The sequence below is a fragment of the Embleya sp. NPDC127516 genome (genome assembly GCF_044765325.1).
Classification (GTDB): domain Bacteria; phylum Actinomycetota; class Actinomycetes; order Streptomycetales; family Streptomycetaceae; genus Embleya.
Window position 1 is genome coordinate 41861 of the sequence record NZ_JBIWJT010000010.1, and the last position, 23192, is coordinate 65052.

General features: G+C 72.8%; 22 protein-coding genes. 13 read left to right on the forward strand and 9 right to left on the reverse strand.

What is annotated here, in order from left to right; genetic code table 11:
* Nucleotides 1-161: 161 nt before the first annotated feature.
* Nucleotides 162-818, reverse strand: a complete 657-nt coding sequence (locus ACIRL2_RS20380; RefSeq protein ID WP_395873365.1) for a bifunctional DNA primase/polymerase — start codon at nt 816-818, stop codon at nt 162-164.
* Between the two features lie 445 nt (nt 819-1263).
* Here ACIRL2_RS20380 and ACIRL2_RS20385 point away from each other — a divergent pair, with 445 nt between their 5' ends.
* From ACIRL2_RS20385 to purU, 6 genes are all read left to right on the forward strand, one after another.
* Complete coding sequence (locus ACIRL2_RS20385) at nt 1264-2640, forward strand: transcriptional regulator (RefSeq protein WP_395873364.1); 1377 nt, start codon at nt 1264-1266, stop codon at nt 2638-2640.
* Nucleotides 2641-2846: 206 nt separating this feature from the next.
* Nucleotides 2847-4235, forward strand: coding sequence for a hypothetical protein (locus tag ACIRL2_RS20390; RefSeq protein ID WP_402233819.1), 1389 nt, complete (start codon nt 2847-2849; stop codon nt 4233-4235).
* 271 nt (nt 4236-4506) lie between these two features.
* A complete protein-coding gene (locus tag ACIRL2_RS20395) occupies nt 4507-5631 on the forward strand; it encodes a uroporphyrinogen-III synthase (RefSeq protein WP_402233821.1) in 1125 nt (374 codons plus the stop codon).
* A gap of 191 nt (nt 5632-5822) precedes the next feature.
* Entirely contained in the window at nt 5823-6635 is an 813-nt protein-coding gene (locus tag ACIRL2_RS20400; protein WP_395873361.1) for a hypothetical protein, read from the forward strand.
* 187 nt (nt 6636-6822) lie between these two features.
* Entirely contained in the window at nt 6823-7260 is a 438-nt protein-coding gene (locus ACIRL2_RS20405; RefSeq protein WP_395873387.1) for a hypothetical protein, read from the forward strand.
* A gap of 146 nt (nt 7261-7406) precedes the next feature.
* Nucleotides 7407-8303 (forward strand): formyltetrahydrofolate deformylase, encoded by an 897-nt coding sequence (gene purU / locus ACIRL2_RS20410; RefSeq protein WP_395873360.1) that lies wholly within the window; start codon nt 7407-7409, stop codon nt 8301-8303.
* A 142-nt stretch (nt 8304-8445) separates the two neighbouring features.
* Here the strand turns inward: purU and ACIRL2_RS20415 are convergent, their stop codons facing one another.
* Nucleotides 8446-8664, reverse strand: coding sequence for a hypothetical protein (locus tag ACIRL2_RS20415; RefSeq protein ID WP_402233823.1), 219 nt, complete (start codon nt 8662-8664; stop codon nt 8446-8448).
* 428 nt (nt 8665-9092) lie between these two features.
* On the opposite strand from ACIRL2_RS20415, the gene ACIRL2_RS20420 reads away from it, so the two are divergent.
* Nucleotides 9093-10286, forward strand: a complete 1194-nt coding sequence (locus ACIRL2_RS20420) for an RtcB family protein (RefSeq protein ID WP_402233825.1) — start codon at nt 9093-9095, stop codon at nt 10284-10286.
* Nucleotides 10287-10382: 96 nt separating this feature from the next.
* Here ACIRL2_RS20420 and ACIRL2_RS20425 read toward each other — a convergent pair whose 3' ends face one another.
* The 3 genes from ACIRL2_RS20425 to ACIRL2_RS20435 all read right to left on the reverse strand — a co-directional run bounded on the left by ACIRL2_RS20425 (nt 10383) and on the right by ACIRL2_RS20435 (nt 12377).
* On the reverse strand, nt 10383-10925 hold the full coding sequence (locus ACIRL2_RS20425; protein ID WP_402233827.1) for a DUF1772 domain-containing protein: 543 nt from the start codon (nt 10923-10925) through the stop codon (nt 10383-10385).
* Between the two features lie 115 nt (nt 10926-11040).
* The gene (locus tag ACIRL2_RS20430) at nt 11041-11520 is read right to left on the reverse strand and encodes a DUF1772 domain-containing protein (RefSeq protein WP_395873356.1); all 480 of its coding nucleotides are present in this window, start codon (nt 11518-11520) and stop codon (nt 11041-11043) included.
* A gap of 2 nt (nt 11521-11522) precedes the next feature.
* Nucleotides 11523-12377, reverse strand: a complete 855-nt coding sequence (locus tag ACIRL2_RS20435; protein WP_395873355.1) for an NmrA family transcriptional regulator — start codon at nt 12375-12377, stop codon at nt 11523-11525.
* A gap of 80 nt (nt 12378-12457) precedes the next feature.
* Here ACIRL2_RS20435 and ACIRL2_RS20440 point away from each other — a divergent pair, with 80 nt between their 5' ends.
* Nucleotides 12458-13447: an AraC family transcriptional regulator gene (locus ACIRL2_RS20440; protein WP_395873354.1), complete on the forward strand. Its 990-nt coding sequence runs from the start codon at nt 12458-12460 to the stop codon at nt 13445-13447.
* Between the two features lie 55 nt (nt 13448-13502).
* Here the strand turns inward: ACIRL2_RS20440 and ACIRL2_RS20445 are convergent, their stop codons facing one another.
* Together ACIRL2_RS20445 and ACIRL2_RS20450 are read right to left on the reverse strand one after the other, a co-directional pair.
* A complete protein-coding gene (locus ACIRL2_RS20445; RefSeq protein WP_402233830.1) occupies nt 13503-14948 on the reverse strand; it encodes an ATP-binding protein in 1446 nt (481 codons plus the stop codon).
* The gene (locus ACIRL2_RS20450) at nt 14945-15646 is read right to left on the reverse strand and encodes a response regulator transcription factor (protein WP_402233831.1); all 702 of its coding nucleotides are present in this window, start codon (nt 15644-15646) and stop codon (nt 14945-14947) included. Before ACIRL2_RS20450 ends, ACIRL2_RS20445 begins: the two co-directional genes overlap by 4 nt.
* 65 nt (nt 15647-15711) lie before the next feature.
* Here ACIRL2_RS20450 and ACIRL2_RS20455 point away from each other — a divergent pair, with 65 nt between their 5' ends.
* The 5 genes from ACIRL2_RS20455 (at nt 15712) to ACIRL2_RS20475 (ending at nt 20452) form a co-directional block, all read left to right on the forward strand.
* A complete protein-coding gene (locus tag ACIRL2_RS20455; protein ID WP_402233833.1) occupies nt 15712-16914 on the forward strand; it encodes a UDP-N-acetylglucosamine--N-acetylmuramyl-(pentapeptide) pyrophosphoryl-undecaprenol N-acetylglucosamine transferase in 1203 nt (400 codons plus the stop codon).
* Entirely contained in the window at nt 16911-17936 is a 1026-nt protein-coding gene (locus tag ACIRL2_RS20460; protein WP_402233835.1) for an SDR family NAD(P)-dependent oxidoreductase, read from the forward strand. The genes ACIRL2_RS20455 and ACIRL2_RS20460 overlap by 4 nt, the downstream gene beginning before the upstream one ends.
* A gap of 108 nt (nt 17937-18044) precedes the next feature.
* Nucleotides 18045-18950, forward strand: coding sequence for an alpha/beta hydrolase (locus tag ACIRL2_RS20465; RefSeq protein ID WP_395873349.1), 906 nt, complete (start codon nt 18045-18047; stop codon nt 18948-18950).
* 33 nt (nt 18951-18983) lie between these two features.
* Nucleotides 18984-19187, forward strand: a complete 204-nt coding sequence (locus tag ACIRL2_RS20470) for a hypothetical protein (protein WP_402233837.1) — start codon at nt 18984-18986, stop codon at nt 19185-19187.
* Between the two features lie 83 nt (nt 19188-19270).
* Nucleotides 19271-20452: a hypothetical protein gene (locus tag ACIRL2_RS20475; RefSeq protein WP_402233838.1), complete on the forward strand. Its 1182-nt coding sequence runs from the start codon at nt 19271-19273 to the stop codon at nt 20450-20452.
* Between the two features lie 84 nt (nt 20453-20536).
* Here ACIRL2_RS20475 and ACIRL2_RS20480 read toward each other — a convergent pair whose 3' ends face one another.
* Entirely contained in the window at nt 20537-21448 is a 912-nt protein-coding gene (locus tag ACIRL2_RS20480; protein ID WP_395873347.1) for a DUF2797 domain-containing protein, read from the reverse strand.
* A 162-nt stretch (nt 21449-21610) separates the two neighbouring features.
* The gene (locus ACIRL2_RS20485) at nt 21611-23191 is read right to left on the reverse strand and encodes an acyl-CoA synthetase (RefSeq protein WP_402233840.1); all 1581 of its coding nucleotides are present in this window, start codon (nt 23189-23191) and stop codon (nt 21611-21613) included.
* Nucleotide 23192 lies beyond the last annotated feature (1 nt).

Sequence of the window (23192 nt, forward strand, 5' to 3'; positions counted from 1 at the left end):
GTATCCGAGATGGTTCGGGTGCGAGGGCCCTTGCGTTGCGTCTTGGGCGGGTTGGGGGTTTTGTGCCCACCCGCCCATTCGCGCCTTCGGGTGGGATGGCTGCGGATCCACCGCGATGGGGCGGCGTGCTGGGGCCCCGCGGCCACTGGGCAGGTTGTTCGCTACCTGGCCTCGACCAGTGCTCGGCCGCAGGCGTAGGCGATGGGGCTCACCAGTTCGCGGGCTTCGGGGAGCCAGCGGTTGAGTTCGGTGGGTTCGCGGGCCCACGAGGCGCTGCCGGAGCTGCCCATCCGGGACGGCGGGGCGACCACCCAGTCGCCCTCGCCCTTGGGGATCAGGTCGATCGCGCTGGTGCCCCAGCCGATGCGGCGCAACATCTCGCCCATCTTGTCCCGGGCGCCGGGGAGTACGAAAAACTGGAGCCGCCGGGTCGGGGTCGCGATCACCGGGCCGAGCGGCAGCCCCATGCGCTCCAGCCGGGCCAGCGCGAGGCAGCCGGCCTGTTCCGGGACGTCGATCACGTCGAAGCCGCGACCGGTGGGCAGCAGGATCGCCGCGTCCGGGTGCTCGCTCCACCAGCGCCGCACCAGCGCCGGCGAGCTGGCCGCCTGGACCGCCCAGTCGCGCAGGATGGGGTGCGCGCCCGGGGTGGCGCATCCGGGATGGCCGCAGCTGCAACGACGCCCCGCACTGTTCTCGATCACCGAGGCGCCGGGAACCACGTCCCAGTGCCGGTCCCCGGCGTAACGGACTGCGGTCTCTACAAGCGTGTCGCGGGCGAGCTGCCGGGCCCCCAGGGTGTCTTCCACGTGCTGCACAACTGTGGGACCACGGGATGGTTACGGCCGGCCGCCGCCGCACTCGCGGCCACCCGTGCGGCGGACCCCGAACGGCGCGGGGTCGCGCGCCGGAGCGCCGCACTTCGGGAGGGCGAAACCGGATGATCAGGGGCGACGGGATCACCGGTGGCCATCCGGCGCAAGGGGGGCGCATGGGTGCAGACCCGGGGGCGCAATGAAGGGTGCCCTATCCGCTGCTCTATACGGGTCACTACGCTCCGTACGCGGATGACATTTCATACGACCGGCGGGCAAGATCGGCAATTCCGGCCGGCCCGGATCTCGGCAGATGGATGACGTCCGCTGGACACGCATCACGGACTCATCAGGCATCAGGGCGAGGACACGACAGGGCCGGAGGATCCCCGTCGCGCCGATCCCGCATGCCACAAGCCCGCACCGACGGGTCGGGGAGGGAACGCCGATGGCCGCGCGAACGCAGGCGAGCAGGCAGCCCAACGAAAGGTTGACGGCACTGATCCAGGAGGCCGGCTGCTCGAATGCCGGGCTCGCCCGCCGGGTCAACATGTGCGGTGCCGAGCACGGCATGGACCTGCGCTACGACAAGACCTCGGTGGCCCGCTGGCTGCGCGGTCAGCAGCCGCGCGGCGCGGTGCCCAACCTGATCGCCGAGGCGATCGGCCGCAAGCTCGGCCGGCCGGTCACCGTCGAGGAGATCGGCATGGCCGACGGTCGCAGCCTGGCGACCAACGTCGGCCTCCAGTTCGCCGCCACACCGGCGGCCACCGTCGAGGTGGTCACCGAGTTGTGGCGCAGCGACGTCAACCGGCGCGACTTCCTGCTCAACTCCTCGGTCGCGGTGGCCGCGCTGGTCGCGCCCAGCCGGGACTGGTTGATCACCGAGCCGGACGCGCAGGTGGCTCGGATCGGCGGGCCGCGCGTGGGCGCCTCCGACATCGAGGCGGTGTGCGCGACCACGGACATGTTGTCCGCGCTGGACCACCGGTTCGGCGCCGGCCACATCCGCCCGGTCGTCGTGCACTATCTGGGCAGCGTGGTCACCCAGCTGCTCAACGGGACCTATTCCGACGAGACGGGTCGCGCGCTGTTCGCGGCCGTGGCCCGACTCACCGAGCTGGCCGGTTACATGGCCGTGGACACCGGCCAGCCGGGTCTCGCCCAGCGCTACTACATCCAGGCCCTGCGGCTGACCCAGGCCGCGGGCGACCGCGCCTACGGCGGATACGTGCTCGCCGCCGGGATGAGCCACCTCGCGGGCAGCCTGGGCAACCCGCGCGAGATCACCCAGCTCGCGCGCGCCGCGCAGGAGGGCGCCAAGCAGGAGGCCACGCCCACCACCCAGGCGATGTTCCACGCCGCCGAGGCACGCGGGCACGCGCTGCTCGGCGACGCGCGCGCGTGCGAGGCGTCGTTGTCCCGGGCCCAGTCCGCGATGGACGTCGCGACGCCGGACGAGGATCCGCAGTGGATAGGGCACTTCTCCCAGGCGTACCTCGCCGACGAATTCGCGCACTGCTACCGCGACCTGGACCGGCCCCGACAGGCCGAGGCGGCGGCCCGCGCGGCCCTGGACGGGCACGCCGACACGCGGGTCCGGCGGCGGGCCGTGGACACCCTGCTGCTGGCCACCGCGCACCTGCAACAGAACCGGCTCGACGAGGCGTGCTCGGTCGGCGCACAGGCGCTGGACCTGGTGGGCCGGCTGCACTCGGCGCGCGGCCTCGAATACCTCAAGGACTTCCAGCGCCGACTGGAGCCGTATCGCGACGAGCACGTGGTCCGCGAATTCGCCGAGGCCGTGCACGCCGTCCCGGTCTGAGCCGCGCGTGGGCCGCCGACCTGCGCGAAGACGTGTTTCCTCGGCCGATTTCGGCCGGTGGAGTCGGTGCGCCCGGGGGCGCGCCGCTGTTCGCCACTCGAACGTCTGAGTTACCGTCGGGCGGAACGCGGTCCCGGCCGCCGGGCGAACCGGCGGTCGCGCGGCCGCCGGGCGCGACGGCTCGAGGCGACGAACGGGTGGATGGCATGGGATCCGGTGGAGCGGACGGCGGCGGGGGCGAACGGGGCGGGGGCGGCGAGCAGCCGCCGGGGCCGTCACCGTTCGGTCCGCTCGAACTCCCGCGCGACGAAACCGAGGTGCTGCCGAGGTTCGAGGACTACGCGGACCAGGGGCCGCCGCAGGGGTACGGCGCGCCACAACAGCCCTACGGCGCGGCGCAGCCGTACGGCGGCGGGCCCTACCCGCCGAACGAGCCGTACCGGACGAACCCGCCCTACCCGCAGGCGTCGGGAGGCCCGGCCGACCAACCCGGAGCGACCCGGCTCGCGCCGCTCCCCGGGCACGCGCCGCCCGCCGCGCCGGGGCACGTACCGCCGCGCCCCGTGCACGCGCCCCCGGGGGCGCCCGGCGCGTCGGCCGGTCCGGCGGTCGGGCCGGACCTGTTCCGCCCCGACCCGGCGCCCGCCGGCGGACCGGCCGACGCCACCCAGGTGTTCCCGGCCGGATTGTTCCGGGACGACGTCGGCGCCTCGCCGGCCGGACCGGGACCTGCGGGCACCTCCGGACAACCGCTGCCGCCGGCCTACTCGGCGCAGCCGGCGCCTCCCGCCTACACGGCGCGGCCCCCGGCCCCCGGCCCGGTGGGGCCGCCCGCGGCCGCCGGATACGCCGCGCAGCAGCCCTACTCCCCGCAGTACGCGCCGCCGGGCGCCCCGCCGCACGGGCCCGGGCCGGGCGGTCACGGCGACTCCGGCTCCGGGCGGCCCAGGACCCCGCTGATCGCGGCCGGCGTCGGTGCGCTCGTCGTGGTCGCCGCGATCGGCGTGTTCGCCAGCGGCGCGTTCGGCGACGACGACAAGAGCGACAGCGCGGACAAGGGCACCGCGGCCGGCTCGTCCGCGAAGCCGGACCCGTCGGGCTCCGGAGCGCCCGGGACCACCGCACCGCCGGCCAAGGCCGACGAGGCCGGCGCCCAGGCGTCCGCCGTGGATCGGCTCCTCCAGGCCGGCGCCGGGTCCCGCCAGGTGGTGTCCCAGGCCGTGCAGCGGATCCAGAAGTGCGACGACCCCGCGGCCGGCGCGCAATCCCTGAACGAGGCGGCCCGACAGCGCGACCAGCAACTCGCCGGCCTGGCCAAGTTGTCCACCGACAAGCTCACCGGCGGCGCCCAGTTGGTCGCGGGCCTGCGCGACGCGTGGACCGCCTCCGCCGAGTCGGACCGCGAACTCGCGGCCTGGGGAACCGAGATGGCCCAGGGCGGCTGCAAGGGCAAGCGCGCCGAGAACACCGACCACAAGCGCGCCGCCGACCGCGCGAGCGGGCGGGCCACCACCGCGAAGAACAAGGTGGTCGGGCTGTGGAACCCGATCGCCACCGAGCACAACCTCAAGAAGCGCACCGCCGGCGAGTTCTGAGCCCCGGACCCGCCCCGGTCCGGCCGGCCGGCGAGCTCGGGGCAGGCGGGCCCGCTCCGGACCCGTCGGGCGGCGAACTCCGAGCCCCCGGACTCGCCTCGGACCCCGTCGGGCGGCGGGTTCGAAGCCGGTGGACCCGCTCCCGCTTCCGTCGGGCGGCGAGCCGAAGCCGGCGGACCCGCCCCGCTCCCGCCGGCTTTCGACGCACGCGCTAACTCCCGCGTGACCGTCCGGCAACAGAGCCGTAACACACGTCGGCGAGTCTCACCCCATGGAGACTGGCACGGGGGACGAGCCGCTGATCGGGTTCACCATCGGCGTCACCGCGGCCCGGCGTCGCGAGGAACTCGTCGCCCTGCTCCAGGGCTTGGGCGCCAAGGTGGTCGACGCGCCCACCGTGCGGATCGTGCCGCCGGCCGAGGACACGATCCTGCGCCGGGCCACCGAGCAGGCGTTGGACCGTCGCCTCGACTATGTGGTGGCCACCACCGGCGTGGGCTGGCGCGGCTGGTTCGCCGCCGCCGACGGCTGGGGGCGCGGCGCCCGGCTGACCGCCGCGTGCCGGGCCGCCGTGGTGGTCAGCCGGGGGCCGAAAGCGGGGACCGCGGTGCGCGCGTGCGGCCTGCGCGAGGTGTACTCGCCCGGTTCGGACGCCGGCGACGAGGTGTTGGCCTGGCTGCTCGCGCGCGACCTGCGCGGGCGGCGGATCGCGGTCCAGCAACACGGCGCGCCGCTGGAGGGCTTCGCCGACGCGCTGCGCGAGCGCGGCGCGGACGTGCTGGAGATCCCGGTGTATCGCTGGGGACCGCCGGACGACCCGACCGCGGTGCGCCGCCTGGTCGAGCAGACCGCGCGCCGGGAGATCCACGCGCTCACCTTCACCAGCGCGCCCGCGATCGGCGCTTTCCTGGACACCGCCGACGAACACGGCCGCCGGGCCGACGTGTTGGCCGCGTTGCGGGCCGACGTGCTGCCGGTGTGCATCGGCCCGGTGTGCGCGCGGCCGCTGGCCGAGCAGGGCATCGAGTCGGTGTGGCCCGAGCGCGGTCGGCTCGGCTCGCTGGTGCGCACGATCACCGAGACGTTGCCCGCCCGGGCCCGCCGCGAACTGGACACCGGCACCGAACGCCTGGTCCTGCAGGGCAACGCGCTGTTGGTCGACGGTCGGACCATCTGGCTGCCCCCGGTGCCGGGCGCGGTGCTGCGCGCGCTCGCCGAGAAGCCGGGCTGGGTACTCAGCCGGGCCGAGTTGTTGCGCCGGGTGTGGGCCGACACGCGCACCGACGAACACGCGGTGGAGGCGGCGGTCGCCCGACTGCGCGCCGCGCTGGGCCCGTACGCGAGCCTGGTCCGCACGGTCACCAAGCGCGGCTACCGCCTGGCCGTCGACCCCTGACGCGGGTTCTCCGGGCCCGCCGAGCCCGAAGTCCCGGGCCAGGATCGGGGCACCGGCAAAGCGGTATATTTCCAGTGCCCGCCACCCCCCGCCTGGTAGGAGCCGAGGGCCAACCCGCACCATGGGCGGGTGACAGGGGGTGAACACGAACCTTGATACGCATACGGAAGCGCACACGATTGTCGACGGTCGTGCTGCTCGCCACGACCATGGCCGGCGCCGCCGCGTGCTCCGGATCGCCCGACACCGGCCGGGTCGCCGGCACGGTCGCCACCACGGGGCCCAGTTCGGCGCGCCTGACCTCGGACGGCCCCAAGCCCGCCGCGGACCGGCCGAGCGGCTCGGTGCCGCCGGTGGTCCCGCCCGCCGCCGCCGGCGATACTCCCGAATCGGGTGCCTACGGGACCGAGCTGCTGACCCACCTGCGCACGACCCCGCACGGGAGCCACGTGAGCAAGGTCCGGGTGGCCAGCTCGTACAAGGTCTACAAGGTCACGCTCGAAACGGACCTGGTTCGCGGCAACGGTTCGGACACGCAGGCCGAGGAGATCGTCCGCGACCGTGCGGGCAAGCTGCTCACCGAGACCGCCCAGTGGGCGGAGGACCATCCGGCGTTGTGGGTCGGCGGGATCGAGATCCTCGACTCGGACCGCGACGCGATCGACTTCCGGCTCGGCGCCGAGCGGGACGACCGCAAGCCGGCCGCGGACGACTACGGGTCCGCGATGCTGGCCGCGCTGCACACCACCCCGGAGGGCACGCGTCTGCAGCAGGTGCGGCTGACGCTGGACCACAAGGGCAAGTACGAGGTCGCGATCGACACCGACCTGTCCTCGCACCTGCCGGGGGACTACTCGACCGAGGCCGCGCAGACCTTCAACACCGCGGCCCGGATCCTGCTCGTGGCGCAGAACTGGATCCGCGACCACCCGGGCTTCGACGTGGCCGCGCTGCGCGTGTACGACGTCGAGCGCGGGCTGATCACCATCAAGATCGTCGACTGAGCGAGCCGACCGGCCGACCGACCCGCGACCGGACCGCCCGGTTGTCGGGATCGGTCCGGTCTGCGGCATGATCGGTGGAAATTCGAGGTGATCGAAAGCATCCCGTCCTGAACCGATCGGGAACGGAACGGGATCGGATCGGCCAAACCGAAGCGGGGACAGGGGAGGAGGCGCCACGATGACACGTATGCGCCAGAGCACCGTTCCGTGGTGGCGTTGGCGGGCCCAGGTCCGTTCCGCGCTGCACATGTTCGGCGACCCGACGTTCCAGCGCGAGTCCTGGCTGGCCGGCCGCCCGGAGTACGGCTCGATTACCGACGCCGTCTATCGCCTGGTCGGCGACTCGTGGCTGGACCGCTGGTCCGCGACCACCTACATCGGATGCCTGGTCGTCGACGCGGACGAGGCCGCGCTGGTGGACGCCGCGGTGGTGGAGATCCTCGCCGTCCTGCACGACATCGGCGAGGACGCGCCCGCGCCCGCCTACCTCACCCACTCGCGCTGGCCGCAGGTCGTCGCCACCTCGCGGGCCGCGCACGTCGCGCTGGCGAAGACGGACGAGGACGACCCGGAGGCGCCCCCCGACTCGCTCGACGTGCTCCGCATCCGCACCGGCGGGCGCTGAGCCCGCGCGGGACGTGGGATCCTGTACGACCGGCCGGGTCGCCCGGCCGGTGGGGTCCCGTCCGGGATCGGGCCGCGCGGACAGCAGCGGATCGGGCACCCGGAAGGCCGAAACCAATGCCGCAGATGGAGAAGAAGGGCACGTCCATGACCGAGCAGACCCAGCCTGTCGACGGCAGTGGTGACGTGTCGACCGGCGGCCAGTACGTGCTGACGCTGTCCTGCCCGGACAAGCGCGGCATCGTGCACGCGGTCGCCAGTTTCCTGATGATGACCGGCTGCAACATCGTGGACAGCCAGCAGTTCGGCGACCGGGACACCGGTCTGTTCTTCATGCGCGTGCACTTCACCGCCGAGCAGGGCGTCGAGTTGGACGCGCTGCGGGCCGGCTTCACCGCGGTCGGCGCGTCCTTCCACATGGACTGGCAGATCCACGACGGGGACGCGCGGATGCGCGTGTTCGTGATGGTCAGCAAGTTCGGCCACTGCCTGAACGACCTGCTCTTCCGCAGCAGCATCGGCGCGCTGCCGATCGAGATCGTGGGTGTGGTGTCCAACCACCGCGACTTCGAGGAACTCTCCCGCTCCTACGGTGTGCCGTTCCACCACATCCCGGTCACCCGGGAGACCAAGCCGGAGGCCGAGGCGCGGCTGCTCGCGCTGGTGCGCGAGAACGACGTGGAACTGGTGGTGCTGGCCCGATACATGCAGGTGCTGTCGAACGACCTGTGCAAGCAGCTCGAGGGTCGGGCGATCAACATCCACCACTCGTTCCTGCCGAGCTTCAAGGGCGCCAAGCCCTACCACCAGGCGCACGCGCGCGGGGTCAAGCTGATCGGCGCGACCGCCCACTACGTCACGGGCGACCTGGACGAGGGCCCGATCATCGAGCAGGAGGTCGAGCGGGTGGACCACGCGGTCACCCCCGCCGGCCTGGTCGCGGTCGGTCGCGACGTCGAGTGCCAGGCGCTCTCGCGCGCGGTCAAGTGGCACTCCGAGCGACGGGTGCTGCTCAACGGGACTCGCACGGTCGTCTTCACCTGAGGGCCCTGAGGCCCTGAGGGACTGAGCGATCCGAGCCATTCGAGCTATCCGACGGCCCCGCGTGCCCTGAGCGATCCGGGGAGCCTGGGGAACCCGAGCGATCCGGGCAGCCCGAGCGCCCCGGGCGAACGGTCGACTCGGCTCACCTGACGCTGAGCACGAACGCCGCCGAGCCCACCGCGGCGGCGGCGACGCCGGCGATCCACCCGGCCCGGGCGGCTCGGGGAAATTCGGTGCGCTCCCGGGGGCCGTCGCCGTCGAAGTCGCGGACCACGGGTCGCACCCGGGGCCGATGGCGGTCGCGCCCGAACACGACACAGGCTACGGCGGTGATCCACGCGGCTACCCCGACGACGAACATGCCTCGGGAATGTACGCCCGACCCGGTTGGCTGTCACAGCGGCGCGCGGGTGTGCGCGCGGGGCGCGCGCGTACATCGCCTCCGCCCCGGCCGGAAAATCCTTTGCGGGGTGGGCCGTTGCCGTGGCTTGATGGAGGTCGAGCCACGACAGGTCCTCCGTGTGTCCTGTCCTCGTAGGGAGAGGAGCGAGCCGGTGCGGTTCCGTGACAACGGCCGATGCCCCGTCCAAGGCGCCTCGGCCCGCCGCGTGTAACCCCTGCTTCGCTCCCGCTCCGCGGGTCCCGCAGTCGCCAACCCTGCGGCGCCCGCCACCGGCTGCCCCGTGCCGCACCCGGACTCACTCCCCGGAGTGCGCCGGGGCAGCCCACCAAGACTTCGAGCCGCCGCGCTCATGTTCAGCCATACCCATTCAGGAGAATGATCCAGATATGTCGTACACCGAGGTCCCGGGTGCCCGGGTACCGATTCGCATGTGGACCGACCCGGCCGCGGTCGAGGGCCAGGCCATGCAGCAGCTCCGCAACATCACCACGCTCCCGTGGCTGCACGGCCTCGCCGTGATGCCCGACGTGCACTACGGCCGCGGCGCCACGGTCGGCTCGGTGATCGCCATGCGCGACGCCGTCTGCCCGGCGGCGGTGGGCGTGGACATCGGCTGTGGGATGAGCGCGGTGAAGACCTCGCTCACCGCGGCCGACCTGCCCGACGACCTGTCCCGGGTGCGCTCGAAGATCGAGCAGGCGATCCCGGTCGGGATGGGCATGCACGGCGAGGCGGTCGACCCGAGCACGCTGTACGGGCTCGGCTCGGCGGGCTGGGCCGACTTCTGGGCGCGCTTCGACGACGTCGCGGACGCGGTGAAGTTCCGCCGGGACCGGGCGGCGCGGCAGATGGGCTCGCTCGGGGGCGGCAATCATTTTGTGGAACTTTGTGTAGATATGTCCGATTCGGTATGGCTCATGCTGCACTCGGGCTCGCGCAACATCGGCAAGGAGCTGGCGGACCACCACATGTCGGTGGCTCGGTCGCTGCCGCACAACCAGGGCATCGTCGACCGCGACCTCGCGGTGTTCGTCAGCGACACCCCGCAGATGGCGGCGTACCGCTCCGACCTGTACTGGGCGCAGGAGTACGCGGCGAAGAACCGGGCGATCATGATGGCGCTGTTCCAGGAAGTGATCCGGCGCGAGTTCCGTAAGGCCCGGGTGGGCTTCGAGGAGCCGATCAGCTGCCACCACAACTACGTCTCGGAGGAGACCTACGACGGTGTGGACCTGCTCGTGACCCGCAAGGGCGCGATCCGGGCCGGCGCCGGCGACCTGGGCATCATCCCGGGCTCGATGGGGACGCGGTCCTACATCGTCCGGGGCCTGGGCAACGAGGCCGCGTACAACTCCGCGTCGCACGGAGCCGGCCGCAAGATGAGTCGGAACGCCGCCAAGAAGCGGTTCACGGTCGAGGACTTGGCCAAGCAGACCGAGGGCGTCGAGTGCCGCAAGGACTCGGGCGTCGTGGACGAGATCCCCGGTGCGTACAAGAAGATCGAGCAGGTCATGCGTCAGCAGCAGGACCTGGTCGAGGTGGTCGCCGAGCTGCGCCAGGTGGTCTGCGTGAAGGGCTGACCGCCCGGCGACGGAAACGGCCGAAGTCCCGCCTCCGCGAGCAACTGCTCGCCGGGGGCGGGACTTCGGTGTTCCGGGGGAGGGGCTGTCGGTCGGTCAGGGGGTGCGGGTGGTCCGGGCGAGGAGGTGGACGGCTCGGGTGAGGGCGGCCAGGGCGGCGGTGGCGGCGAGGGTGCGGGCTATGTTCCAGGCGATCCAGGCGTTCTCGACGTCGTCGCGGAGCTTTTCGGGATCGGCGATCCGGGCCGGGTCGCCGGCGTCCTTGATCTTGTTGTTCAGCGGGATGTTGCCGCCGATGGTGATCAGCATGCCGACGAAGGCGAGGACGACGCCGGCGATGATCCAGCGGTTCGCCGCGGTGAGGCCGAGCTTGCGGGCTCGGACGATCGTGATCACGCCGAGGATCGGGGCGCCGAAGAAGCAGGCGAAGAAGACCGGGTTCTCGATCCGCTTGTTGACCTGCTGGAGGACGTCGACGAAGGTGCGGGCGTCGACCCGGCCCAGGCCCGGCATGATCGCGACGGCGAAGCAGAAGTAGACACCGGCGACCAGGCCCGTGGTGACCAGGGTTGCGCCGAGGAGGATGGCGGCGGTGCGGGTCGCGGGAGTGGTTTCGGGTGGAGTGAGCTGCCGAATCATGCCGGGGTCCCCGTTGTCGACTGGTTGGTGATCGTGTCGCCGGTGCTGTGGTGCTGTGGTGCTGTGGTGCTGTGGTGCTGTGGTGCTGTGGTGTTCGGTGTTTTCGGAGCCGGGGTCAGCGGGTGAGGGCGATGACGAGGAAGGCGGCCGCCGCGATGCCGGAGAGTGCGCGCAGGTGGTTCGCCCGCGTCCAGTCGGCGAGGTAGCCGGCCCACAGCCGCTCCTCCGCCGCGGAGTTCGGCTCGACGGCGGCGAGCGCGTTGTTGCGGGGCACGTGGTACCCGGCGGTGAGCACGATCGCGCCGACCAGGTAGAGCGCGGCGCCGACGAGCAGATAAACCGCGTACGCCTCGCCCCACGAGACGATCGCCGCGATGCCCAGGCCCACGCACAGCAGTGCGGTGCCGAACAGGCCGGCCATGAAGGGGGCGGTCACGGCCGTGACGTTGATCGATCGCATGGCCGCGGCCCCCTGAGCCGCCGGGAGCCGGCCGAGGCCCGCCATGACGAAGGAGGAGAAGCCGAAGAAGACTCCGCCCATGCTCGCGCAGCCCAGGGCCGCGACGAGCGTCAGGATGAACAGGGGGCCGCTCATGGTCACACCTTCCAGACACCGCGGGCGGCGGCGTCACGTGCGTAGTCGGAGAAGTCGCGGGGTGCCCGGCCGAGCGCCCGCCGCACACCGTCGGAGACGTGTGCGTTGCGCCCGTCGAGAACCTCGCCGAACAGGAAGGACAGCAGGTCGATGACCTCCGCCGGTACCTGGTGCTCGACCAGGACCGCCGAGTATGCCTCCAACGGGACCTGCGTGAACGTGATTTCCCGGCCGGACGCGCGGGCGATCTCGGCGACCGCGTCGGCGAAGGTCAGCAGCCTGGGGCCGGTCACCTCGTACACCTGGCCGGTGTGCCCGTCCTCGGTGAGCGCGGCCACCGCGACGTCGGCGATGTCGTCCACGTCGATGAACGGCTCGCCCACGTCGCCGACCGGCAGCGCCACGTCACCGCTCATGATCGGGCCGAAGAACTCGCCCTCGTCGAAGTTCTGCGCGAAGAAACTCGCTCGCACGACGGTCCAGTGGGCGCCGGAGGCGCGCACCCGGGCCTCGGCGTCCTGCGCCTCGGGCTCGCCCCGACCGGACAGCAGGACCAGGTGCCGGACGCCGCTCTCGACCGCGAGCTCGGCGAACGCGCCGACCGTGTCCGCGCCGCCCGGGGCGGCGATGTCGGGCTGGAAGGAGACGTACACGCTGTCGATGTCGCGCAGGGCCGGGGCCCAGGTGGTGCGGTCCTCCCAGTCGAAGGGGATGGGCGCCGAGCGGGAGCCGAGCCGGACCGAGCGGCCGAGCGCGGTGAGCTTCCCGGCGATCCGGCGGCCGGTCCTGCCGGTCCCGCCCAGGACCAGCGTGGTGGTGTCGGTGGTGTTCGCGGTGTGCTGCTCGTTCGTCGTCATGGCTTTATTCAATGCCCTGGCGATGAGAGTGAACATCGCTGAAGCGCCCAATTACATGTTTGATCGTCTAAGATTTCGGCATGGACGCTCTCGCGAGTCTGCTCAACGGACCTCGGGCGCAAGGCGCCTTCCTGCTGCGTTCGATGCTGAGTCCGCCGTGGTCCATGCGGATCCACGACGAGGCGCCGCTGACCATCGTGGCGATGGTGCGCGGGCACGCGTGGATCGCGCTGGACCGGGGGGACGCGGTACGGCTGAGCGCCGGCGACGTGGCCATCGTGCGCGGCCCCGACCACTACCGGATCTCCGACGAGCCGGGTTCGCAGCCGCAGATCATCATCCATCCGGGCCAGCGCTGCTCGACCCCGGACGGGCGGGACCTGGCCAAGGAGATGGCCCTGGGCGTGCGTTCGTGGGGAAACAGCGCGGACGCCGAGACGATCATGCTGACCGGGACCTATCAGATGGCCGGCGAGGTCAGCCGTTCGCTGCTCGAATCGTTGCCCACGCTCGCGGTGATCCGAGCGGACGAGACGGACTCCCCGGTGATCCCGCTGCTCGCCGACGAGATCGTCAAGGACGGGCCGGGTCAGGACGCGGTCCTGGACCGGCTGTTGGACCTGTTGCTGATCTCCATGCTGCGCACGTGGTTCGCCCGCTCGGGCGCGGACGCGCCGGGCTGGTACCGCGGTTACCGCGATCCGGTGATCGGGCACGTGCTGAGCCTGATCTACAACAACCCCGAGCAACCGTGGACGGTCGCGTCGCTGGCCGCCGAGGCGGGAGTGTCCAGGGCCTCGTTGGCGCGCCGGTTCGTCGAGCTGATCGGCGAGCCGCCGATGACCTTCCTCACCGGCTGGCGCCTCGCGCTGGCCGCGGACCTGTTGTGCGAGCCGACGGCGACGGTCGGCGGGGTCGCCGAGAAGGTGGGCTACGGCGACGCGTTCGCGCTCAGCACGGCGTTCAAGCGGGTCCGGGGGCTGAGCCCGCGCGAGCACCGCACCCGAGCGCTGCGGCGCGAGGGCGTGGGCATCGACGGTTCGCGGCACCTGATTCCCGACCGGGGCTGACCCGAGCCGCCCGACCCGGACCGCCCGCCCGAACCGCGCGCGTCGGTCGGCCCGGTCAGCCCGATCGCCCCGCCGGTCCGCCGGTCGATGGCGGGGGCACCGGGGGCACCGGGGGCTGCGGGGTCGCGCCGGCGGAAGGCGCGGCGGCGAACCGCAGTCGGAACAGCGCGCCGCCGCCGGGCGAGGACTCGGCCGTGAGCGTGGCGCCGTGTGCCCTGGCGATCTGCCGGGCCATCGCCAAGCCGAGCCCCGAACCGGGCAGCGCTCGCGCGGCGGAGGCTCGATAGAAGCGGTCGAACACGTACGGCAGGTCCTCGGGCGCGATGCCGGGACCGTGGTCGCGCACGGTGAGTTCGAGGTCGGTGCCGAGCACCACCTCGACCGGGCCGCCGGCCGGGCTGAACTTGGCCGCGTTGTCGAGCAGGTTCGACACCAGTCGGGCCAGCCGGGCGGGTACGCCCGGCACCGTGCGTTCGCCCGCGAGGTCGACGAACTCGAAGGCCACCGCCGGCCAATGGCGCCGGGCCGCCCGCACGCAGTGGCCGACCAGCGTGCTCGGCCGGACCTGCTCGACCAGCGGCTGCGGCTCCTCGTCCCGGGCCAGTTCGATCAGGTCGTTCACCAGGCCGGTCACCTCGCGCAGTTGGCGCTGCAGCCCGGCGCTCGCGCGTTCGCGCTGATCCGTCGTCAGCCGGTCGGCCCGGCCCAGTAGTTCCGCGTTCGTGCGGAGCGCGGTCAGTGGGGTGCGCAGCTCGTGCGAGGCGTCCGCGACCAGCCGGCGCTGCGCGGTCACCGACTGCTCCAACTCGCCGAGCATCGCGTTGAAACTCCCCGCCAGGCTGGTGAGTTCGTCCTCTCGTCGGCCCGACGGCACATCGATGCGCAGGCTCGCGTCCCGGGTCGCCGCGATCCGCTTCGCGGTAGCGGTCAGCCGGGCCACCGGGGCCAGGCCGGTGCGGGCCACCGCGTAGCCCAGCCCGGCCGCGAGCAGCACGCCCGCCGCCGCGACCGCCGCCATCAACTCGCCCGCCTGCCGGACGCCCTTGTCCACCCCGTCCGAGCGCAGCGCCACCTGGATCGCCGTGCCCGGACCACCCTGGGTGGTCAGCATCCGGGCCGGCCGGCCGCCGACGGTGACCTTGGTGTAGAACGCCCGGCGTTCGCGCGCCGCCACCTCGCGCGTGGCGGACCCCACCGGCAGCAGATACGGCGCGGACGGGTCGGCCCCGGGATCGGCCGGCACGATCTGGGCGCACGGCGGGGCGGCCAGGTAGGCGCATTCGCCCTGGAGCACTCCCGGCGGGTCGGCGCGGTGCTGGAGTCGAACCTGCGTGGCCTGCTGGGTCAGGTTCAGCTCGAGCTGATGGACCAGCTCGTAGCGGATGATCGTGTACGCCGCCGCGCACACCCCGAGCGCGACCAGGGCCACCGCGCCGGTGCAGGCGAGGGTGAGACGGGTGCGCAGCGGCCGACGCCTGCGCCACCGCGCGTGCGCCCTCACCCGCGGTCCGAGTCGCGGTCCAGCCGGTAGCCCACCCCGTGCACGGTGTGCACCAGGCGCGGTTCGCCGCCCGCGTCGAGCTTGCGGCGCAGGTAGCCGATGTACACCGCGAGCGAGTTGGAGTCGGGACCGAAGTCCGCGCCCCACACCCGGTCCATGATCACCTCGCGGGGCAACACCTGGCCCCGGTGCCGGAGCAGCAGTTCGAGCAGGGCGAACTCGGTTCGGGAGAACTCCAGCGGCCGGCCGCCCCGGTTGCCGGTGCGGGTGAGCGGGTCCACGGTCAGGTCGCCGTAGGTGTAGGCGCGCTCCTCGGCCGGTTCGGGGGCGGCCCGGCGCAGCAGCGCGCGCAGGCGGGCGGTCAACTCGTCCAGCGCGAACGGCTTGACCAGGTAGTCGTCCGCGCCCGCGTCCAGCCCGTCCACCCGGTCGCTGACCGAGTCGCGCGCGGTCAGCACCAGGATCGGGGTGCGGTCGCCGAGGGCGCGCAGGCGGCGGCACACCGCGAGGCCGTCCAGGACCGGCATCAGGATGTCGAGCACGATCGCGTCCGGTTGCCACCCGGCCACCTCGCTCAGTGCCGCCGGGCCGTCGGCGGCGCCGCGTACGTGGTACCCCTCGATCGCGAGGCCGTCCTCGACGGCGGCGCGTACTTCCGGGTCGTCGTCCACGACCAGCACCCTCGGTCCGTTGCCCATGGGGCCAAGGCTCTCAAAAGGGACGCTTAGAACTCTCTTATCCCGGGCCGTGAGGCTTCGGTGTCATGCGCTCAGGACATGCGGAACACCTCGACGAAGGCCCCGGCGACCGGCCGCTCTCGGTGCTGATCGGGGCCGGCGGCACCGGCGGCCACATCTACCCCGGGCTGGCGCTCGCGGACGCTTTGCGGCGCGCCGATCCGAGAGCGGTGATCTCGTTCGTGGGCACCGATCGCGGTCTGGAGACCCGATTGATCCCGGCGGCGGGCTACCGGCTGCACACCGTGGACATGATTCCCTTCGACGCGGCGCTGGGGCTGCGCCGCTACCTGCTGCCCGCGGCGCTGCTGCGCTCCGGGCTGCGCTGCCGGGAGATCCTGCGTGCCCAGGGCGCGCAGGTCGCCGTGGGGATGGGCGGCTATCCCAGCGCGCCGGCGATCGTCGGCGCACGGCTCGCGGGTCTGCCGAGCGTGGTGCACGAGTCCAACGCGGTACCGGGTCGGGCCAACCGGTTCGCGGCCCGGCTGACCCCGAACGTCGCGCTCGCCTTCGACCGCACCCGCGAGCACCTGCCCGCGGGCCTGGCCGCCGAGACGGTCGGCATGCCGTTGATCGGAGAGTTGGCCGGGCTGGACCGGCCCGCGCTGCGCCCCGAGGCGCGGGCCCGGCTCGGGGTGCCGCGCGGTGCCCGCCTGGTCCTGTTCAACGGTGGCAGCCTGGGCGCCGCACGACTGACCGAGGCCGCGGTCGCGCTGGCCGAGCGCTGGCGCGAGCGCGCCGACGTGCGACTGCTGATCAAGACCGGCCCGGCCGCGTTCGAGGTGGTCCGGGCCGCGGTGGCGGGCAGCCCGGTGGCCGAGGCGGTCGCCTACCTGGACCGGATGGACCTCGCGTACGCCGCCGCCGACCTGGTGGTCTGCCGAGCGGGCTCGGCCACCGTCGCGGAACTGGCCACGATCGGCGTGCCCGCCGTGCTCGTGCCCTACCCGTACGCGCCGCACGACCACCAGACGCACAACGCCCGCGTGTTGTGCGACGCCGGCGCCGGGTTGCTCGTGCCGGACGCCGCGTGCACCGGCGAGCACCTGGCCGCCGTACTCGAACCGCTGCTCGCCGATCCGTTGCGGTTGGCCGCGATGGCCCGCGCGAGCGGGTCGGAAACCCACGCGCACGCCGCCGACCGACTGGCCGCCGCGGTGCTGCGCACGATCGGCCGGCCCGCGGCGCCGGCCCCGCACCGCACCGACGAATCCCGGAGGATCGCATGACCACCAGCCTCGACCCGAACACCCCGACCCCGGCCCCGACCGACTGGACCGGCCGCACCGTGCTGGTCACCGGCGCCGAGGGCTTCATCGGCAGCACGCTCGTCGACCTGCTGGTCGAACGCGGGGCCCGGGTGCGCGCGTTCGTGCACTACAAGCCGTACGCCGAACGCGGCCACCTCGCCGGCCACCTGGCCGACGGGCGGGTGGAGATGCTCGCGGGCGACGTCCGCGACGCGCATCGCGTGCTGGACGCCGTCGCGGGCTGCGACACGGTGTTCCACCTGGCCGCGCTGATCGGCATCCCGTACAGCTACCAGGCACCCGAGGCGTACGTGCAGACCAACGTGGTCGGCACGCAGAACGTCGCCGCGGCCTGTGTGCGGCAGGGCGCCCGGCTCGTGCACACCTCCACGAGCGAGGTGTACGGCACCGCGCTGGTCGCGCCGATCGCCGAGACCCACCCGCTCCAGCCGCAGTCGCCGTACTCCGCGTCGAAGATCGGCGCGGACATGATGGCGCTGTCCTACCGGCACGCGTTCGAGCTGCCGGTGTCGGTGGTGCGGCCGTTCAACACCTACGGTCCGCGTCAGTCGGCCCGCGCGGTGATCCCGACGATCCTGGCCCAACTGCACGCGGGCAGCCGCGAGGTGCGGCTCGGCTCGCTCACCCCGACCCGGGACTTCACCTACGCGAGCGACACCGCCGAGGGGTTCCTGGCGGTGGCGCTGGCCGACGCCACCCTGGGCGAGGTGATCAACCTGGGCACCGGCACCGAGGTCTCGATCGGTGAACTCGCCCGGGCGCTGATCCTCGCCTCCGGCCGGGACGCCGAGGTCGTGGTCGACCCCACGCGCCTGCGCCCGACCGGCAGCGAGGTCGAACGGCTGCTCTCGGACAACACCAAGGCCCGCGAACTCGCCGGCTGGAAGCCCCGCGTCGACCTGGCCGAGGGCCTGCGCCGCACCTCGGCCTGGATCCGCGACAACCCCCGGGCCTTCGCCCCGAACCGCTACCAGGTCTGATCCATCGGCGGCGGCCGGGTGCTCGGCGGCAGGTGGGAGGGGGCCGCGGCGGGCCGAAGCGGGGACGTTCTAGGGTCGGACGGGAGTGTCGGCGGCGAAGGAGACGTGGTGTACGACCCGAGCGAGCAGTCCACCTCCGGTGAAGTGGTCCGGGAGATCGATCCGGATCTCGATCATGCCTACGACGCCCGAGGGACGGTCGGGGTCGAGGGGTTCGCGCGGTTGATGGCGCGGTACCGGGCCGAGTCGGATCTGGCGGTGGACGGACTCATCGGCACCGCCGGGGTGCGCTACGACCCGGAGAGCGCCGAGGTGTTGGACGTGTGGGGCGCCGCCGCCGGCGGTGCGCCGCGACCGGTCCTGCTGTTCGTGCACGGCGGCTACTGGCGGGCACTGTCCCGCCTGGACTCGGCGTTCATGGCGCGGATGCTGGACGCGCAAGGGATCGCGACCGTCGTCGTCGACTACACGCTCGCCCCGGAGGCGACGCTGGAGGAGATCGTCCGCCAGGTGCGCGCCGCCGTCGCCTGGATCCACCACCACGGTGGCGAGTACGGCCTGGACCCGGCCCGGCTGGTCGTGGCGGGCAGCTCGGCGGGTGGGCACCTGGCCGCGACCACGCTGGTCGAGGGGTGGCAGGCCGGGTACGACCTGCCCGCCGACGCGATCAAGGGCGCCGTGCTCTTCAGCGGCCTGTACGACCTGCGCCCGCTGTTGGCCACGGCGGCCAACGGTTGGCTGCACCTGGACGAGTCGCGCGCCGAGGCGCTCAGCCCCGCGCTGCTCCCGCTGCGTACCGATCTGCCGGTCACGGTGATCGCGGCCGAGGGCGAGGCGGCCGGCTTCCACACGCAGACCCGCGACTTCCGGGAGCGGATCACGCCCGGCGCCGAGCCCGTGGTGATTCCCGACCGCAACCACTTCGACGTGATCCTGGACCTCGCCGATCCCGAGTCCACGGTGTCCCGCGCACTGGTGGACGTCTTCCGCCGGGTGGACCCCCGCCGGGCCTGATCGCATGAACGCACCGAACCGAACGGCAAGCGCGTGACACCTCGCATCACGGTCGCCCAGACCCGGCGACTGCTACGGACCCGGCCCCACCCGGACGACGCGGCGGCGGCGTCCTTGGCCACGCTCACGCCCGCGCCCGCAGCCGCGTCCGCGGTCACGCCCACGGACACGCGCCGGTTCCGGTCCGGGTGCGCGGCCCGCTCGGCGAAGACCGTGTGGGCGACGGCGATGCCGTAGCGCGAGACCGTTGTTTTCGAAGGGAAACGTGATTTGCGCGACCCTTGATCGGACGTGTCGGTTGGCATCGATATCTTGCTCGCGTGTCGGAACACAGGGGGGACCGGGACGCAGGCGACGGCCGCGACCGGACGGATGGTCAGTCGGGTGACGCGTCGGGTGGGGCCGCCGCGAACGACCCGTTCGAGGGGTATGTCTTCGACGAGAATTTCGTCAAGGGCGCGACCCGGGTCGAGGGGTCCGCGCGAGCGCGGATGCTCGCTCGCAAGTGGGCGGAGGAGCCGCCGGAGCATGTGCCCTGGCGGGCCGACGGGCCCGAACGGCGCGGTGGGCGGCGCCCGCTCCGCACGATCCTGGTGCTCGCCGCGGTGCTCGCCGTGGTGGCCTTCGCCGCCGCCCCGGACCGGGTGTACGGCTGGTTCAGCGGATCCAACACGGCCACCGCGGACGACCCGATGGTGCAACCGCCGGTCACCGGCATCGCCACCTCCGTGCCGTCGACGGCGGCGGATCGGCGGAACGCGGACCCGAATCGGCCGACCAGGACGAACCCGTTCGCGGGCTCGCCGGCGGTGAACTACGCCGACAACGAGGCGGGGTTGACCCTGCCGGAGGTCAAGTCCGTACCGGGGTACTCGGCGGCCGAGGTCACCGAGGCGCTGGAGGTGACCCGTCGGCTGCTGATCGCGGGCAATCTGGACCGCGAGGTGCTCGCGGGCGGCCGACCGACCACCTTTCTCGGCCTGCTGGATCCGACTGACGGGGCCGCCGCGCGGATCGAGAACGCGGTGATCGCGAATCGATCGGACGGCGACAACGCGCGGTCGTGGTTGACCAGATTCGATCCCAAGGATGTCGAGCTGGTCGGCCGGGTGGTCAAGGTGAACGGCGTCATGACCTACGACACCGATCGCGAGGGCACCCTGACGGTGCACGCCGACTTCTCGTTCGTCTACCCGGTGGCCAAGGCGGGCAGCGGTTCGGGCGCGAGTGTCACCCGCTCGGTGGTCCGCCGGATGATGGAGACGAAGGTCTACCGGGCTCCGTATCAGGCCACCGTACGCGGCCGGGTCGCCTTGGGGAACGTCGACGCCGACATCGCGAACAGCTCGTGCACCCGCCTGGACGGCTTCGTGCGCCCGGAGTTCGAAGACGACCTCCGGGGTCCGAGCCACGCCCCGGCGACGATCGACCCGTACGACCGCAGCAAGCCGATCGACGCCGACACCGATCCGGGCGCGTGCCCCGCCGTGTCGCGGGTCTGAGGCGTTGCCCCGCCCCGGCCTCCGGGACCGCGGCCGGGCGAACGTCGTTCGGCAGTGCCCTGGCGAACGACCTTCGGCAGGGCCCTAGAACAGCCCTTCCTGTACCGACCCGTCCGGCGCCATCCCGGTGTCCAGCGGCTTGACCGTGACGCCCGAGGTGCGACCGCGATCCGGGGTGAGCCGCCAGCCGGTGAGCAGGCGCAGGTCCACGAACAGTGGGCCGGTGTCCGTGGTGACCAGCGCGTCGTGACCCGCGACGCAGGTGAACTCGCCGTGCAGCACCGCGTCCTGGCTGAGCGCGGCGACCTGGTCCCGGGTCGGCGGCGGCGGGTCGGTCAGGCCGTAGAACCTGGTCAGGTCCTGGATGTCGCACCCGGCCGGGGTCAGGGTGTCCGGCAGCAGCGGGGTCAACCGCGCGTGCGCCTCGGCGAGTTCGGCCGGCGGACCGGGGGTGCGGGTGCGCCACCAGGCCGCCGCCTTGGCCCGGTGCGGTATACGTTCGCGGACCGTGCCGGTGGCCGAGCACTTGCGCTCGGTGCTGCGGATCGGCACCAGCGGGCCGTGCGCGAGCCAGGTGAACATCGGCGCGCCCTGGTCGGCGAGCCGGGCCGCGCGGCGTTCGGTGGCGGTGAGGCCGACCTTGACCAGGCCGGGGCCGAACCACGCGAGGTAGAGCGAGAACGGGCGCGGGTCGTCCATCGCCTGGTCGCGCGCGAGCTTTCGACCCGGATCGGCGAGCGCGCACGCGTCGCACTGCGATCGGGCGGCCGTGGGCGGCAGCGGCGCGAGGGTGGGACACACGACGCGGCGACCGGTCTTGCGCCGGATGCCGACACACGTGCGCGGACCGGAGAGTCGCCAACCGGCGGTGGTCCCGGGGGCGAGCGGGTGCAGCGTCTGCTCGTCGGCCGGGTCGGTCAGCACCAGGTGTGGTCGACCCTCGTTCCAGCGGATTCCGGTCGCGAGCAGTCCGGGGCGCTGGTGGGGGACGGTCATGGGGCCACGATAGGTGAAGCGGGTCGGGCCGCGGGATCCCGCCCGCGGCACAACCGCCTCGCCGTGCCCGCGCCCCCTCGCCGGCGCCCACGCGTGCGCCCTTGCCGCGCCCGCGACTCCGCCGCGCCCGGAAGCCGTCGCGCCCCGGCCGCCCCGACCACCTCAGCCCGACAGCGCCGCCACGGCCGTCGCCTTCGCCCACCGATAGTCCGGTTTCCCGGCCGGCGTGCGCGGCACCTCGGCGACCGTGACCAGGTCGCGCGGGATCTTGTACCGGGCCAGCCGGCCGCGGGCGTGCTCGGCCAGGTCCTCCGTGGTCAGCGTGTGACCCGGGCGCAGCGACACGACCGCGGCCACCCGTTCGCCGAAGCGGGCGTCCGGGACGCCGACCACGACGGTGTCGTAGACCGCCGGATGCGCCTTGAGCACGCCCTCGACCTCCTCGGGGAAGACCTTCTCGCCGCCGGTGTTGATGCACACCGAGCCGCGTCCGAGCAGCGTCACGTCGCCGTCGTCCTCGACCCGGGCGAAGTCGCCGGGGATAACCCAGCGCACGCCGTCGGGGTCGACGTGGAAGGTGTCCGCGGTCTTGACCGGGTCCTTGTAGTAGCCGATCGGGATGTACCCGGTCCGGGCGATCCGGCCGCTCTCGCCCACGCCGACCGGGCGCAGGTCCTCGCCGAGTACCGCGGTCTGGGGCTTGAGCGGGAATCGGCCGCCCGGGGTCTGCGAACTGCCCGCGCCGAACTCCGAGGCGCCGAAGCTGTCGGCGATGTACAGGCCGGGGATCAGCCGGGTGAGCTGGGCCTTGACCGACGGGGACAGCAGCGCGCCGCCGGAGCCGATCACCTTGAGCGTCTCGACCTTGTGGCCGCCGCTCTCCAGCGCGTCCGCGATCGGGCGCGCCATCGCGTCGCCGACCAGCATCATCGTGACGCAGCCCTCGCGTTCGACGGCGCGCAGGATCTCGGCCGGGTCGTAGCGCAGGCCGGTCCACAACACCGCGGTGCCCGCGCTGAGCAGGGTGATCCAGGTGACCCACTGGCCGTTGCCGTGCATCAGGGGTGTGGTCAACATCTGCACGAGCGGAGCGCCCTGGGCCTTGTCGGCGAGCAGCTCGGGGTCGGTGATGGGCTCGCCACCGAAGTTGCCGCCGCCCATCGCCGAGCAGAAGATGTCGTGCGAGCGCCACTCGACACCCTTGGGGAAGCCGGTGGTGCCGCCGGTGTAGACCATGTACCGGTCGTCGGGAGAGCGCTGCTCGAAGTCGCGGGCACCGCTCTCGGCGGCGAGCGCCGCTTCGTAGTCCACGGTGTCGTCGAGCTTCTCGTCGAACTCGTCCGCGAGCACGAACACGTGCGCGAGCGCCGGCGCGTCCGCCCGCACCGCCGCGACATTGGGCAGATAGCCGCGCTCGACGACCAGTGCGGCCAGGTCCGCGTTGTCGACGATGTAGCGCAGTTCCTCCTCCACATAGCGGTAGTTGATGTTGATCGGCACCATCCGCGCCTTGAACGCACCGATCATCGCCTCCAACCACTCGGCCCGGTTGCGCGAGTAGATGCCGATGTGGTCGCCGACCGCCAGCCCTGCCGAGGCGAACGCGTGCGCGACACGGTTGGCCCGTTCGTCCAACTCGCGGTAGGTCAGCCTGACCTCGCCCGCGACCAGCGCGAGCCGGTCCGGACACGCGTCCACCACGACCTCGAACAGGTCCGCCAGGTTGAACACCCGCTGGGTCATT

Coding starts and splice junctions, on each gene's coding strand:
- ACIRL2_RS20415 (WP_402233823.1), bottom strand. CDS start 8,664: ATGTTCGTCGTCGGGGTAGCCGCGTGGATCACCGCCGTAGCCTGTGTC.
- ACIRL2_RS20435 (WP_395873355.1), bottom strand. CDS start 12,377: ATGACGACGAACGAGCAGCACACCGCGAACACCACCGACACCACCACG.
- ACIRL2_RS20430 (WP_395873356.1), bottom strand. CDS start 11,520: ATGAGCGGCCCCCTGTTCATCCTGACGCTCGTCGCGGCCCTGGGCTGC.
- ACIRL2_RS20455 (WP_402233833.1), top strand. CDS start 15,712: ATGCGCTCAGGACATGCGGAACACCTCGACGAAGGCCCCGGCGACCGG.
- ACIRL2_RS20440 (WP_395873354.1), top strand. CDS start 12,458: ATGGACGCTCTCGCGAGTCTGCTCAACGGACCTCGGGCGCAAGGCGCC.
- ACIRL2_RS20420 (WP_402233825.1), top strand. CDS start 9,093: ATGTCGTACACCGAGGTCCCGGGTGCCCGGGTACCGATTCGCATGTGG.
- ACIRL2_RS20395 (WP_402233821.1), top strand. CDS start 4,507: ATGGAGACTGGCACGGGGGACGAGCCGCTGATCGGGTTCACCATCGGC.
- ACIRL2_RS20480 (WP_395873347.1), bottom strand. CDS start 21,448: ATGACCGTCCCCCACCAGCGCCCCGGACTGCTCGCGACCGGAATCCGC.
- ACIRL2_RS20385 (WP_395873364.1), top strand. CDS start 1,264: ATGGCCGCGCGAACGCAGGCGAGCAGGCAGCCCAACGAAAGGTTGACG.
- ACIRL2_RS20460 (WP_402233835.1), top strand. CDS start 16,911: ATGACCACCAGCCTCGACCCGAACACCCCGACCCCGGCCCCGACCGAC.
- ACIRL2_RS20390 (WP_402233819.1), top strand. CDS start 2,847: ATGGGATCCGGTGGAGCGGACGGCGGCGGGGGCGAACGGGGCGGGGGC.
- ACIRL2_RS20405 (WP_395873387.1), top strand. CDS start 6,823: ATGCGCCAGAGCACCGTTCCGTGGTGGCGTTGGCGGGCCCAGGTCCGT.
- purU (WP_395873360.1), top strand. CDS start 7,407: ATGACCGAGCAGACCCAGCCTGTCGACGGCAGTGGTGACGTGTCGACC.
- ACIRL2_RS20485 (WP_402233840.1), bottom strand. CDS start 23,191: ATGACCCAGCGGGTGTTCAACCTGGCGGACCTGTTCGAGGTCGTGGTG.
- ACIRL2_RS20425 (WP_402233827.1), bottom strand. CDS start 10,925: ATGATTCGGCAGCTCACTCCACCCGAAACCACTCCCGCGACCCGCACC.
- ACIRL2_RS20450 (WP_402233831.1), bottom strand. CDS start 15,646: ATGGGCAACGGACCGAGGGTGCTGGTCGTGGACGACGACCCGGAAGTA.